Below are 13,548 nucleotides of genomic sequence, written 5' to 3'. Positions count from 1 at the left end.
CGCGAACCAGCGCGCGGTGGTGGCGGCTCGATGCCAGCCACACCGGGGTCATAACGACCAGCGGACTCAGGCAAGAGAAAAGGCAAAAAAAATGGGAGCCCGAAGGCTCCCATTTCATGTGTTGGCGGAGTGGACGGGGCTCGAACCCGCGACCCCCGGCGTGACAGGCCGGTATTCTAACCAACTGAACTACCACTCCGCGCTAACCAGTTGCCGGCGACTTGGCCGACTGCAATTCGTCTTCTCGACGCCCTGCGTTATATGGCGTCCCCACGGGGATTCGAACCCCGGTTATCGCCGTGAAAGGGCGGTGTCCTAGGCCTCTAGACGATGGGGACAACGTCTTTGTGCTTTGTTGGTGGAGGTAAGCGGGGTCGAACCGCTGACCTCTTGCATGCCATGCAAGCGCTCTCCCAGCTGAGCTATACCCCCAACAGAGCTGCGCATTCTAGCTTCTGGCGCTGCCAACCGCAAGCACTTTAAAACTTACTGCTACATCACCCGGGCATAATGCCCGAAATGTTGGTGGCGGAGTGGACGGGGCTCGAACCCGCGACCCCCGGCGTGACAGGCCGGTATTCTAACCAACTGAACTACCACTCCGCGCTGACCTTTTGCCCGGCTTTACCGGCCGGCGTGCGATTCGTCATTATACGTCGACGCCTCACTGCATACTGGCGTCCCCACGGGGATTCGAACCCCGGTTATCGCCGTGAAAGGGCGGTGTCCTAGGCCTCTAGACGATGGGGACTGCAATTCTTTCGACTGGTGGAGGTAAGCGGGATCGAACCGCTGACCTCTTGCATGCCATGCAAGCGCTCTCCCAGCTGAGCTATACCCCCGACGGCGAAAGAGCGCGCATTATAGGGTGCTCCTCAAAGGCTGTAAACCCCGAATTTCAACTTTTCGAAACTCAGATGACTTTCCCCGGATTCATCAGCCCATGCGGGTCCAGGGCTCGCTTCACCGCACGCATCAGATCGAGCTCGACCTCGGATTTGTAGCGGGCATTCTCCTCCCGCTTCAATTGGCCGATGCCGTGCTCGGCTGAGATCGATCCATTCAGCGCGCCGACCAGATCATGGACGATGCGATTGACGTCCCGCGTCCGGGCCACAAACTCGGCGTTGTCGACAGCGCCAGGCTTGGAAAGGTTGTAATGCAGGTTTCCGTCGCCGAGATGGCCGAAGGTGACGATACGCACGTCGGGCCATATGGCCGCGAGCGCCTGCTGCGCTTGCAGCAGGAAATCGGGGATGGCGCTGACAGGTACGGAAATGTCGTGCTTGATGCTGATTCCCTCGATCTTCTGCGCTTCGGAGATGTTTTCGCGCAAAGCCCACAAGGCATGGGCCTGCGCGATGCTTGAAGCGACCGCAGCATCGACTGCCAGGCCGCTGTCGATCGCCGCGGCGATCGTCCGCTCGAGCATGTCATCCAGAGCCTCGCCATCGAGCGCGTCCGCCAACTCGACGAGGACATGCCAATCGTGGACGCCGGCGAGCGGAGCACGCATGGCCGGAATATGTTGCAGCACGAGATCGAGCGCCGAGCGGCCGACGAGTTCGAAGGCCGTAGCACGCTCCCCACAACGATCGCGCAGCAGCGATAGGAGATCGACTGCGGCTCGCGGATCGGGCACGGCGACCCAGGCCGTCGCTCTTGCCCGCGGGCGGGGGAAAAGCTTGAGGGCCGCTGCGGTGACAATGCCAAGCGTTCCCTCTGCGCCGATGAAGAGCTGCTTGAGGTCGTAGCCAGTGTTGTCCTTGCGCAGCGAGCGCAGCCCGTTCCAGACACGCCCGTCCGGAAGCACGACTTCAACACCGAGCACCAGGTCGCGCATGTTCCCGTAGCGCAACACCTGGACGCCACCGGCATTCGTGGAGATATTGCCGCCAACAAGGCAGCTGCCCTCGGATGCGAGCGAGAGCGGGAACAGCCTGTCACCACCCTCGGCCGCCTGCTGCACGGCCGCAAGCGTGCACCCCGCCTCTGCCACAAGCGCGTTGTTGGCGGCGTCGACCGTCCGGATGCGATGCATGCGCGCCATGCTGACCAGGACGGAACCGCCGTCGGGAAGCGGCGTCGCACCCCCGCACAACCCGGTATTGCCGCCTTGGGGCACCATGGGAACGTTCGCCGATGCACAAATCCGCACAATGTCCGCGGTTTCCTGTGTGCTTCCAGGCCGCACGACGGCAATTGCGCGGCCGGTGTAACGTCCGCGCCAGTCGGTGAGGTAGGGTGCCATCGCGGCGGGGTCGTCAATGACGTACTGGGCACCAATTGCGTTCGCCAGCGCCGCAACCACGTCGTTCATGCCCCGCCTCCGGCGGCCGCTTGTCCAAGCACGTAGCGCAGCGCCGGCAACATGCCCGTGACTGCAGCTTCCCCCTCCGCGATCGCCTCGCGTGCGCGATGGAAGTCCATCGTTCCGATGTGTGCGAGACGCGGCGAAATCTGGACATCGGCGGGTTCGCCCGCAAGGCGGCTGCGCGCGATGCGCACCTGCATGATGTTGATGCTGGAGGTGAGCACGGTCATCAGGGATGGCAGGGACGTTTCGGCGCCGCCCCCCTGGGAGCCGCGTCCATTACCATTCCCGTTGGTCGGCAGGCCGAGCCGTGCGAAAAGTCGCTCGGTCCAGCCTTCGGAAGTCTCCTCGACCTCCTCCACCGGAGCGGCCCGCCAAGCCTTGCCGATCATGTCCGAGCCGAGGTCTACCGCGATCACGACATCGGCACCCATCGCGCGGCACAAGGACACCGGCACCGGATTCACGAGCCCGCCATCAACGAGCAGGCGCCCGGCGCGCACGATGGGTGTGAATAGACCGGGGAGCGCGATCGAGGCACGCACGGCCTCCGCGACACTCCCGTCGCGCAGCCAGATTTCGCGCCCGGTTTCGAGTTCGGTTGCGACACACGCAAACCGGCGATCGAGCTGCGAGAAGTCGCGGTCGACGAAATTGCGCTCGAAGAACTGGATGAGCTTCTCGCCCTTGATGAGCCCGCCACGCAGGCTCACGTCGAGCAGCGAGACAACGTCCTGCCACTTGAGCGCCTCTGCCCACTGGGTGAGCTTCCCGAGGTCGCCAGACGCCATCGCTGCGCCAACGAAGGCACCGATGGAGCAGCCGCAGATGATCTGCGGCTCGATCCCTTCGCGGGCAAGCACGCGCAGCACACCGAGGTGCGCCCAGCCGCGTGCAGCACCACTGCCAAGCGCCAATCCGATGACGGGGCCGGACTTGCCAGTGTTCTGCGGAGTCGGCTCGAACATCGGCAGGCCGGTCCGTCAGGCGATCGGCTCGGCGTACAGGTCGTGCACGTCGCAGTCGGTGATGCGTACCCGGGCGAACTCGCCAGGCTCCAGGCCCTCGCCATCGGGAATGATGACCAGTCCGTCGATCTCGGGTGCGTCGCCGGGAGAACGCGCAATCGCACCATCTTCCTCGATGTCGTCGACCACGACGGTCATCTCGCGGCCGATCCAGCGCTCGAGCCGCTGGGTGGAGATGTCTTCCTGGAACTCCATCAGGCGCATGCGCCGCTCCTCGCGAACCTCGTCGGGCACTGCGCCAGGCAGCTGGTTTGCCTCGGCACCTTCGACCGGGGAATACGCGAACGCACCGACGCGGTCGAGCTGCGCCTCCTCGAGAAACTGCAGCAACAGCTCGAAGTCCTCGTCGGTCTCTCCGGGAAATCCGGTGATGAAGGTCGAGCGGATCGTGAGATCCGGGCAAATGCTGCGCCAGGAACGAATCCGCTCGAGCACGTTCTCGGCATTCGCGGGGCGCCGCATGGCCTTGAGGATGCGCGGGCTGGCGTGCTGGAACGGGATGTCCAGATAGGGAAGGATCTTGCCTTCAGCCATCAGCGGGATGAGCTCGTCCACGCTCGGGTAGGGGTAGACATAGTGCATGCGGATCCACACGCCAAGTTCGCCCAGCGCCTTCGCGAGATCGAGCAGGCGAGTCTTGATGGGCCGCCCATTCCAGAAGCCGGTCCGGTACTTGGTGTCGACTCCGTATGCGCTGGTATCTTGGGATATGACCAAGAGCTCCTTCACCCCCGCATCCACCAGCGATTCGGCCTCGCGCATCACTTCATGGATCGGGCGTGACACGAGATCGCCGCGCAGCGACGGAATGATGCAGAAGGTGCAACGGTGGTTGCAGCCTTCGGAAATTTTGAGATAGGCGTAGTGGTTCGGGGTGAGGCGGATACCCTGCGGCGGCACGAGGTCGGTGAAGGGATCGTGCGGCTTGGGCAGGTGTTGATGAACCGCCTTCATGACCGCATCGGTCGCATGCGGACCGGTCACGGCAAGAACCTGCGGATGCGCCGCCATCACGACATCGTCCTTGGCACCGAGACAACCGGTGACGATGACCTTGCCGTTCTCGGCGAGCGCCTCGCCGATCGCATCGAGTGACTCCTCGACGGCGGCGTCGATGAAGCCGCAGGTATTGACGACCACGAGGTCCGCATCGTCATAACTGCCTGAGATTTCGTAACCTTCGCCCCGCAGGCGCGTGAGGATATGTTCGGAGTCGACGGTCGCCTTGGGACAGCCGAGGGAGACGAAACCGACTCGCGGTATGCCTGGGGTCTTGTTCTGGGTCATTCTTTGAAGGGGAGGTGCTGGCCGGGATCCGGAATGGCGCCGGCCTGGATGTTATTTCTGGCTCGAACGACTGCCCTTGGGGGCAGGCGCTTCGGGCTTCGCTTCCTTGGCGGCCTGCGGAGCGGCCTGCTCTTCCTTGGCGGCGGGAGCGTAGTTCGGGAACGGGAAGCCGGTGAAGATGCTGCGCGTCTGGTTTTCGATCTGCTCCTGCATTTGCGAGAACATCTTCTTGCTCTGATCGACGTACGTGCCCATCACGCTCTGCAGCGCGGGGCCCTGGAAGTTGAGGAACTGGGCCCACAGATCCTGGCTGATCGGGCTGTTTTCACCGTAGATCGCCTGCGCCTGCTCCTGCAGCTTCGCCTGCATCTCGGTGAAGGCCTTGATGTTGTTCTCCAGGTACTTGCCCATCATCCCCTGCGTGGCGTTGCCGTAGAAGCGGATCATGTGCGCGAGCAGGTCGCTGGTGAACATGGGGGCTCCGCCCGCCTCTTCCTCGAGGATGATCTGGAGAAGGATGCTGCGCGTGAGGTCTTCGCCGGTCTTGGCATCGACAACCTGAAATTCCTCCCGCCCCAATACGAGCTCCTTCACATCGGCCAGCGTGATGTAGGAACTGGTCCTCGTATCGTACAGACGGCGATTGGGATACTTCTTGATAAGTCGCGACTGCTCAGCCATCAATACCTCTCCTCGTCGGCGGTGAATTCCGCTCTCCACGTTCAACGAAATTATACCGCGGTGCAGAAATAAAAACCCCGCCGTTCGGCGGGGTCTCGCAGCGATCCACCTAGGCGGAATACTGCATCAGCACATGTGCAGGCCGCCGTTGATGTTGATCGTGGCGCCGGTCACATAGCCGGCCAGCTCGGACGCGAGATAGGAGCACAGCGCACCGATTTCCTCCGGCTTGCCGAGACGCTTCATCGGGACGGTATCGATGATGCCCTGGCGGATGTCCTCGCGGATCGCCATGACCATTTCAGTGCCGATGTAGCCCGGAGCGATCGCATTGACGGTCACGCCCTTGGTGGCCAGCTCGGCGGCGAGCGCCTTGGTGAAGCCCAGCACCCCGGCCTTGGCCGTGGAGTAGTTGGTCTGGCCTGCCTGACCCTTGACGCCATTGACCGAGGAAATGTTGATGATCCGCCCCCAGCCGCGCTCGGCCATCTTCGGCGAGACGTGATGTGTGACGTTGAACAGGCTGTTGAGGTTGGTATTGATCACCGCATCCCACTGGCCCTTCTCCATCTTGGGGAAGAACTTGTCGCGGGTGATGCCCGCGTTGTTCACCAGGACCTCGATCACGCCGACTTCGGCTTCGATCTTGGCGACCATTGCCTTGCAGGATTCGTAATCGGACACGTCACCTTCGGCGGGGATGAACTCGAAGCCGAGTTCCTTCTGCTTGGCGAGCCACTCGTCCTTCTGCGGAAAACCCGGCAGACAGTTGGCGACAACCTTCAGGCCATCCTTGGCGAGGGCCTGGCAGATCGCAGTGCCCAAACCGCCCATGGCGCCGGTAACGAGTGCGACTTTCTGAGTCATGGTGCAATCCTCTTGCAGATTGGTGATGGGAAGCGAGTGCGGCTGCGCCACAAGCGTCCGCAAGCGCCTCCTCTGACAACCATGCGGCAGTGCATTACCGCAAAGCCGGTAAATTATAGGGACTTTTCGGAGAGCTTGCTGCACTGCAAAAGGAAAATAAAACGGCGCGCCCCTTTCGGAAACGCGCCGCTACCGGACTGGATGTGGTCCCGGTCAGAACATGTGCTGCCCGCCGTTGATGGAGATGTTGGCGCCGGTCACGAACGCGGCCTCCTCAGACGCGAGATAGGCCACCAGGCCGGCAATTTCCTCGGGCTTGCCCAGACGCGACACGGGAATCTGCGGCAGGATCTTGGATTCAAGGATTTCCTGCGGGATTGCCGTCACCATCTTGGTGCCGATGTATCCCGGCGAGATGGTGTTGACGGTCACTCCGCCACGCGCAACTTCCAGTGCCAGCGCCTTGGTGAAGCCATGCATCCCCGCCTTCGCTGCGGAGTAGTTGGTCTGGCCGAATGCACCTTTCTGACCATTGACCGACGATACGTTGATGACGCGTCCCCACTTGCGCTCGACCATGCCGTCCATGACCTGCTTGGTCATGTTGAACACGCTGTCGAGGTTGGTGGAGATGACGGCATCCCAGTCGGCCTTGGTCATCTTCTTGAAGGTCATGTCGCGGGTGATCCCGGCGTTATTCACCAGTACATCCACGGGCCCCACTTCCCGGGTGACAGTCTCGACACAGGCCTTGCACGAATCGAAATCCGAGACGTCGCAGGGATAGGCCTTGAAGCCGTAGCCCATGTTGTTCATGGTCTGCAGCCATTCAGCGGCCTTGGTGTTGCCCGGGGAATGTGTCGTCACGACCCTGTAGCCCAGTGCGGCGAGCTTGATGCACACCGCTTCGCCCAGGCCACCCATGCCACCGGTCACTAGTGCGACTCTTGCCATAAACTTCCTCCTCTCCCGTTGATCGATTCACAAGGGGTTTCCAGACACTTCCGGCAGCGCCCCCGTGTCCGCTGCCGCTGGGTAATTCCGGTTCCGGGCCGGCGGGTACGCGTCAGGCCTTTTCCTTCACGTAACGCCCCGGCGCGGGTTCGATCGGTGCGTACTTCGCATTGCCGAGGCGGCCTCGTGCCGCAACCTGCTTGCCGCCGTATGGCCTGAGCCATTCGATCCAGTTCAACCACCAGCTGCCCTTCTGCTCGACCGCACCGTCCAGCCATTCGTCCGGGTCGGCTGCGCCGGAGGCGTTCACCCAGTAGCTGCGGCGGTTCTTCGACGCCGGATTGATCGCCCCGGCGATGTGACCGCTCGCGCCCAGCACGAAGGTCGTCTCGCCGCCCAACAGTCCGCGCGAAAGATAGGCACCCTTCCACGGAACGATATGATCCTCGCGCGTAGCGAGCAGATATGCCGGCGCGTCGACCTTGCCGAGATCGACCTTTGCACCGAGCATTTTGAGCTTGCCCGGCATGCGCAGGTTATTTTCCAGATACATGTTACGCAAATACCACGTCAGGAACGGTCCCGGCAGATTCGTGCTGTCGGAATTCCAGTACAGCAGGTCGAATGCCTGCGGTTTGTTGCCCTTCAGGTAGTTGCCGACGACGTACTGCCAGATGAGGTCGTTGGCACGTAGTGCGGAAAACACATTCGCGAGTTCCTGCCCGGGCAACAGCCCCGCTTTTCCGATTGCGGCCTCGCGGGCAGTCACACTGGCCTCATCGACCAGGCAGCCGAGCTCGCCCGCATCCGCGAAATCGAGCAAGGTCGTCATCAGCGTGAGGCTCGCCACAGGATCTTCGCCGCGCGCACGCGCCACGCCGAGAGCCGACGTCAATATCGTGCCACCAACGCAGAACCCGAGCACGTTTGGTTTCTTCACGCGCGTGACGGTACGCACGACTTCGAGCGCTTTGAGCGGGCCCTTCTCGAGGTAATCATCCCAGGTCGCGGTGGACTCCGGAGCCTTGGGATTCTTCCACGAGACGAGGAAGACGGTGAAGCCCTGCTCCACAGCGAACCGCACCAGCGAGTTGTCCGGTTGCAGATCGAGGACGTAGAACTTGTTGATGCAAGGCGGTACGATCAGCAGCGGCACCTGGGCGACCTTGTCGGTGACCGGCGCGTACTGGACGAGCTGCATCAGCTCGTTCTGGTAGATAACCGCCCCCGGCGACACGGCGATGTTGCGCCCGACCTCGAACGCCTCGTCATCGGTCATCGACACGCGGCCCCTCTCGAGATCGGCGATCAGGTTCTTGATCCCGCGCGTGATGCTTTCGCCTTCGGTGTCCAGGGCGGTCTTGATGAATTCGGGATTCGTGGCGGCGAAATTCGACGGTGCGAGCGCATCGACGTATTGCCGGGTCAGAAACTGAAGGCGCGACTTGGCGCGACCGTCCGCCATCGGCAACTCTTCGGAAACCCGATTGAGGAAGCTCGCGTTCAGCAAGTAGGCTTGGCGAATGTAGTCGAAGACGGGGCTCTCTCTCCATTCGGGCGCCGTAAACCGCCGGTCTCCCGGCTCGGGAGCAATGACGGAGGCAGCCTTCTCGCCTGGCTTCAGCTGCAGCATCGACGACCACAGCGCAACGTGGCGCGCGGCAAAGTCCTGCTGCAGGCGCGCGAACGCTTCCGTTTCAGGCAGTTGGACGCCCGGCGCAACCTCTCCGCTGCTGTCCTGCATGACCGCATGCTGGCGCGCGATTGCCTGAAAGAAGTTTTGGGCCATCGCCTGGCCGAACTGCAGCATGCCCTCGATTGCGGGATTGCCCTGATTGTTGTCGGATTCGGACATCAGCCCCTCCTGAGGCGCTGGTTCGGACGCATACGGAAATCGCTGGTCACCTTGATTCTCCCTGGACCGCCCACGGTCCCGGGCGCCGCACCCGCACTGCCACAGGTAGAATCGGCGCCATGTACATTATCGCAATCGCCTGGCTGTACGTCGTGCTGATCGCGGCGATCTCGGACACGACGGTCGTCGGCGGCATGCTCACCTTCGTATTCTGGGGACTCGGCCCCCTGGCCCTCTTCCTCTGGCTGGCAGGGACACCGGCTCGCCGCCGCGCGGCAACCCGCCGCGAAACCGCAGCCGAGGCACCGCTGAACGATAGAACCGAATCGGATATCGATCAATAGCCCGGACGATAGCCCGTCACTCGGAGAGCCACACGAGCGAGGCCAGGCGCCCCGTAACGCCGTCGCGGCGGTAGGAAAACCAGCGCAGGGGATCGGCAAAAGTGCAGACGTCGCCCCCGTAAACCCGATCGACCCCGATCGCGTGCAGGCGCCGGCGTGCGAGTTCGAACAGGTCTGCATACCATTTGCCCGACTGCTCCGCCGGCTGGAACGCATCCGCGGCGCCAGCGTCAGTAGCGACGAAGCGCTCACGCACCTCGCCACCGACCTCGAAAGCATCCGGCCCAATGGCAGGCCCCATCCACGCAATGACCCGCGCTGGAGCGACCTTCATGCGTGCGACCGTCGCATCGAGAATACCCGACGCAAGCCCCCGCCACCCCGCATGGGCTGCGGCCACGACCGAACCTTCGTCGTCGCAGAACAGCACCGGCAGACAGTCCGCAGTCATCACGACGCATACGGCACCGGCCGCGCGTGCGACCGACGCATCGGCGCGCGGCGGAGCGGCGCCCCCCCCCGCGGCTGACGCGTCGCAGACATCAACGCCGTGCACCTGATCCAGCCAGCACGGCTCGGATGGCACGACCGCGCGCAGGATGGCCCGGTTGCGGGCTACAGCGAGCGGCGAATCACCGACGTGGCTGCCGAGATTCATGGTCGCCCACGGCCCCTCGCTGACACCCCCGTGCCGCGTCGTGACGAGGGCGCGCACGCGCTCGGGGGCTGGCCAGTCGGGCTCGAACCAGTCAGGACTCATGCAGGTGGCTCCGCACGAAGGATTGCAAGCAGGCTCTCGAAATCGTCGGGCAGTGGCGACTCCCACGCCATTTCCTCGCCTGTCGCCGGATGAACAAGCCCCAGGCGGAAGGCATGCAGCGCCTGTCGCGGGAAGGCATCCAGGGTCGTGCAGCCACTACGCCGCCGTCCGTAGGTCGCATCGCCGACCAGCGGGTGGCCGATGTGCGCCATGTGGACGCGGATCTGATGCGTGCGACCGGTCTCGAGCCGACACTCGACGAGGGTCGCGCGAACAAAATGTTCTCGCACGGAATAGCGCGTGACGGCCGTACGGCCGCCGGAATGCACGGCCATCTTCGTGCGCTGCGAGGGGTGCCGACCGATGGAGGCATCGACCATACCGGGACCGGTAACCATCCCGTGTACAAGCGCTAAGTAGTGTCGTTTGACGGTGCGCGCCTGGAGTTGTCGGACGAGATAGGTCTGCGCCTCGAGGGTGCGGGCGACCACCATCAGGCCGCTGGTGTCCTTGTCGAGGCGATGCACGATGCCGGCGCGCGGTATGTTGGCAAGTTCCGGGGCATGGTGCAGCAGGGCATTAAGTAGTGTCCCGCTCCAGTTGCCGCTGCCCGGATGCACGACGAGGCCGACCGGCTTGTCGATGACGAGAATGTGAGCGTCCTCGTAGGCGATATCGAGCGGGATGTCCTCGGGGGCCTCGGCAACCTCTTCGGGTACCGGCGCCGCATCGACTTCCAGGACTTCGCCGCCCCATACCTTGAACTTTGCATCATGAAGGCTGCCGTTGAGGCTGACACGTCCGGACTTGAGCCAGCCTTGCAGGCGACTGCGCGAGTGGGCCGGGTAGAGACGCGCCAGGGCCTGGTCGAGCCGCAGACCGGCACAGTCGGCGGGTATCGTCAGCCGGTGGTGCGAAGCAGCCTCTTCCAGTGGGCTATAATTGTCCGGTTCATTCACGCGAGTTTTTTCGATGGCCAGGTTCACCCTTGGAAGTTTAGCGGTTATCGGTGCATTGCTGCTCGGCGGATGCGGCCTGTTGCCGGAACAGATCGACGAGACGGCGGGCTGGAATGCCCAGAAGCTGTACTCCGAAGCGAAGAACTACATGGCTGAGGGTTCGTACGAACAGGCCATCAAGCTCTTCGAAAAGCTCGAGGCGCGCTTCCCTTACGGCCGCTACGCGCAGCAGGCACAGATCGAGGTCGCCTACGCGCATTACAAGTCGTACGAGCCGGCCCTTGCCATCGCTGCGGCGGATCGCTTCATCAAGCTGCACCCCAACCATCCCAATGCGGATTACATGTACTACCTGAAAGGTCTGGCGACTTTCAACGAGGATCTCGGCCTCCTCGCAGGCCTGTCGAACCAGGATCTTTCGGAGCGCGACCCGAAGGCTGCCCAGGAGTCGTTCGACACCTTTGGCCAGCTCGTGAACCGTTTCCCGAGCAGCCGCTACGCCGAAGACGCACGACAGCGCATGCAGTACCTGGTGAATTCTCTCGCGCAACACGAGGTCCATGTCGCACGCTATTACTACAAGCGCGGCGCCTACGTGGCCACCATCAACCGGGCACAGGCCACGATCAAGACCTACCCGAACGCCCCGGCGACGGAAGAAGCGCTATTCATGCTGGTGAAGAGCTATGACGCGCTGGGCATGAACGACCTGCGCGACGACGCCGAGCGGGTAATGCGCAAGAACTTCCCCAACAGCGTGTATTACGCGGGCGGCCCGAAGGATGGTCGTCCATGGTGGCAGCTCTGGTAAGCGAGCGCGGCCCCAGTTTTCGGACGGGCGCAAGGCCCGTCCGGCAGCGACCCGCAACTACTTGCGGCCGTAGGTATCCTCGAAGCGCACAATATCATCTTCGCCGAGATAGCTCCCCGATTGGACCTCGATCATCTCGAGCATCAGCTTTCCCGGGTTCTCAAGGCGATGAGTAACACCTAGCGGAATGTAGGTGGACTGGTTTTCGGTGAGCAGAAAGGTTTCGTCGCCGCGGGTAACCTTCGCAGTGCCGCTCACCACGATCCAGTGCTCGGCGCGGTGGTGGTGCATCTGCAGGCTGAGCGCCGCCCCCGGCTTGACCTGGATGTGCTTGACCTGGAAGCGCTGACCGTTGTCGATCGAATCGTAGCAGCCCCACGGCCTGTGAATTTTCCGATGGGCGTAGACTTGGCTGCGCTTGTCTGCCTTGAGCCGGGCGACGATCTTCTTGACGTCCTGCGTACGGTCCTTGTGCGCGACCATGACAGCATCGGGAGTTTCGACGACGACGAGCCCATCCACGCCGACACACGCGACCATGCGACTGGTGGCATGGACGAGACTGTCAGTGGTGTCCTCGAACACGACATCGCCGCGTGCGGCATTGCCGGTGTTGTCCTTCTCTGCAAGCGCCCATAGCGCATCCCAAGCGCCAACGTCGGACCAGCCGACGGACATCGGCACGACACGCGGCGCAATACCCAACTCCGGCGCGCCGGCAAGCTTCTCCATGACCGCATAGTCGATCGAATCGGATGGGCACGCCTCGAACGTGCTGCGCCCGATCCGCACGAAATCGATGTCCCGGACAGCGGCGTCCAGGCTGGCCTCGCAGGCGGCCAGCATGGCCGGATTGAAGTGGCCTATCGCCTTCAGCCATGCACTCGCACGCACCATGAAGAGGCCGCTGTTCCAAAGATAGGCACCGCACGCAACATATTCGGCCGCCGTATCCGCGTCCGGCTTCTCGACGAAGGCGGCGACCTCGCACACGCCCGGACTACACTCGCTGCCGAAGCGGATGTACCCGTACCCCGTTTCAGCTCGTTCGGGGACGATCCCGAAGGTGACCATGGCCCCCTCCTTCGCCGCCTCCAGCCCGACCGCCACTGCACGGTGGAAGGCCTCGCGGTCACGAACGACGTGGTCGGCCGGCATGACGAGCAGCACTCCGTCCTCGTCCTCGCGCGCGACCGAAAGAGCGGCCAAGGTCAGCGCGGGCGCGGTGTTGCGACCGATCGGTTCGAGCAGGATGCGACTGCTCGTCCGGCCGATCGCCCGCATCTGTTCGGCGGTGATGAAACGGTATTCCTCGTTGCACACGACAATGGGCTCGGCGGCGACGGGGAGGCTCCCCGAAAAACCATCGAGCCGTGTGGCGGTCTGCTGGAGCATGGTGTCGTCACCGATCAGCGCCAGCAACTGCTTCGGGTACTGCTCGCGCGAAAGCGGCCACAATCGCGTACCGGAACCGCCGGAAAGGATTACGAGATTAAGGTTCATTCGGCTCCACCGTTGAAGTTCAGAGGCACTAGCCGGGCGCATCCGGAGCCCGCCCCGATGCCCGACAAGGATGACTGAAGGATACGTCAAAACGTCAAAATTCGGCCGTAACGCTTCGCAAGGATGGAGGGCGAACGTCGCGGATGCCATATGTATGCAAATCGACCGCCGCCCGGCGCATACCG

12 protein-coding genes and 6 tRNA genes are annotated in these 13,548 nt (G+C 63.0%); 2 read left to right on the top strand and 16 right to left on the bottom strand.

Annotated features, from left to right (window positions below; all coding sequences use genetic code 11):
* Positions 1–122: 122 nt before the first annotated feature.
* From ToN1_RS18225 to phaC, 13 genes are all read right to left on the bottom strand, one after another.
* Positions 123–199 (bottom strand) — tRNA-Asp (locus tag ToN1_RS18225).
* Between the two features lie 63 nt (positions 200–262).
* Positions 263–338: transfer RNA gene (locus ToN1_RS18220), tRNA-Glu, on the bottom strand.
* Positions 339–356: 18 nt separating this feature from the next.
* Positions 357–432 (bottom strand) — tRNA-Ala (locus ToN1_RS18215).
* 94 nt (positions 433–526) lie between these two features.
* A tRNA-Asp gene (locus tag ToN1_RS18210) sits at positions 527–603 on the bottom strand.
* A 72-nt stretch (positions 604–675) separates the two neighbouring features.
* Positions 676–751 (bottom strand) — tRNA-Glu (locus tag ToN1_RS18205).
* Positions 752–766: 15 nt separating this feature from the next.
* A tRNA-Ala gene (locus ToN1_RS18200) sits at positions 767–842 on the bottom strand.
* 71 nt (positions 843–913) lie between these two features.
* A complete protein-coding gene (locus tag ToN1_RS18195; RefSeq protein WP_169206137.1) occupies positions 914–2,320 on the bottom strand; it encodes an FAD-binding oxidoreductase in 1,407 nt (468 codons plus the stop codon).
* Complete coding sequence (gene rssA, locus ToN1_RS18190; protein ID WP_169206138.1) at positions 2,317–3,282, bottom strand: patatin-like phospholipase RssA; 966 nt, start codon at positions 3,280–3,282, stop codon at positions 2,317–2,319. Before rssA ends, ToN1_RS18195 begins: the two co-directional genes overlap by 4 nt.
* 15 nt (positions 3,283–3,297) lie before the next feature.
* Positions 3,298–4,629: a 30S ribosomal protein S12 methylthiotransferase RimO gene (rimO, locus tag ToN1_RS18185; RefSeq protein ID WP_169206139.1), complete on the bottom strand. Its 1,332-nt coding sequence runs from the start codon at positions 4,627–4,629 to the stop codon at positions 3,298–3,300.
* A 51-nt stretch (positions 4,630–4,680) separates the two neighbouring features.
* Positions 4,681–5,310, bottom strand: a complete 630-nt coding sequence (phaR, locus tag ToN1_RS18180) for a polyhydroxyalkanoate synthesis repressor PhaR (protein WP_169206140.1) — start codon at positions 5,308–5,310, stop codon at positions 4,681–4,683.
* A gap of 126 nt (positions 5,311–5,436) precedes the next feature.
* Positions 5,437–6,177 (bottom strand): beta-ketoacyl-ACP reductase, encoded by a 741-nt coding sequence (gene phbB / locus ToN1_RS18175; protein ID WP_169206141.1) that lies wholly within the window; start codon positions 6,175–6,177, stop codon positions 5,437–5,439.
* A gap of 213 nt (positions 6,178–6,390) precedes the next feature.
* Entirely contained in the window at positions 6,391–7,131 is a 741-nt protein-coding gene (gene phbB / locus ToN1_RS18170) for an acetoacetyl-CoA reductase (protein ID WP_169206142.1), read from the bottom strand.
* Between the two features lie 112 nt (positions 7,132–7,243).
* The gene (gene phaC, locus ToN1_RS18165) at positions 7,244–8,986 is read right to left on the bottom strand and encodes a class I poly(R)-hydroxyalkanoic acid synthase (RefSeq protein WP_169206143.1); all 1,743 of its coding nucleotides are present in this window, start codon (positions 8,984–8,986) and stop codon (positions 7,244–7,246) included.
* A gap of 119 nt (positions 8,987–9,105) precedes the next feature.
* Between phaC and ToN1_RS18160 the strand changes: the two genes are divergently transcribed.
* Positions 9,106–9,330, top strand: coding sequence for a hypothetical protein (locus ToN1_RS18160; protein ID WP_169206144.1), 225 nt, complete (start codon positions 9,106–9,108; stop codon positions 9,328–9,330).
* Positions 9,331–9,346: 16 nt separating this feature from the next.
* Here the strand turns inward: ToN1_RS18160 and pgeF are convergent, their stop codons facing one another.
* Both pgeF and rluD read right to left on the bottom strand, forming a co-directional pair.
* Positions 9,347–10,090 carry a peptidoglycan editing factor PgeF gene (gene pgeF, locus ToN1_RS18155; RefSeq protein WP_169206145.1) on the bottom strand — a complete coding sequence of 248 codons (744 nt, stop codon included), beginning with the start codon at positions 10,088–10,090 and terminating at the stop codon, positions 9,347–9,349.
* Complete coding sequence (rluD, locus tag ToN1_RS18150; protein WP_244860824.1) at positions 10,087–11,049, bottom strand: 23S rRNA pseudouridine(1911/1915/1917) synthase RluD; 963 nt, start codon at positions 11,047–11,049, stop codon at positions 10,087–10,089. Before rluD ends, pgeF begins: the two co-directional genes overlap by 4 nt.
* Before the next feature lie 13 nt (positions 11,050–11,062).
* Here rluD and ToN1_RS18145 point away from each other — a divergent pair, with 13 nt between their 5' ends.
* Positions 11,063–11,860: an outer membrane protein assembly factor BamD gene (locus ToN1_RS18145; RefSeq protein ID WP_169206147.1), complete on the top strand. Its 798-nt coding sequence runs from the start codon at positions 11,063–11,065 to the stop codon at positions 11,858–11,860.
* Positions 11,861–11,917: 57 nt separating this feature from the next.
* On the opposite strand, the gene ToN1_RS18140 is transcribed toward ToN1_RS18145, so the two are convergent.
* On the bottom strand, positions 11,918–13,363 hold the full coding sequence (locus ToN1_RS18140; protein WP_169206148.1) for a mannose-1-phosphate guanylyltransferase/mannose-6-phosphate isomerase: 1,446 nt from the start codon (positions 13,361–13,363) through the stop codon (positions 11,918–11,920).
* Positions 13,364–13,548: the final 185 nt, after the last annotated feature.

This window comes from Aromatoleum petrolei, assembly GCF_017894385.1.
In the GTDB taxonomy this organism is placed as follows: Bacteria; Pseudomonadota; Gammaproteobacteria; order Burkholderiales; family Rhodocyclaceae; genus Aromatoleum; species Aromatoleum petrolei.
Note: the sequence above shows the minus strand (reverse complement) of the source record. Positions and strands in the feature narration are given on the sequence as shown.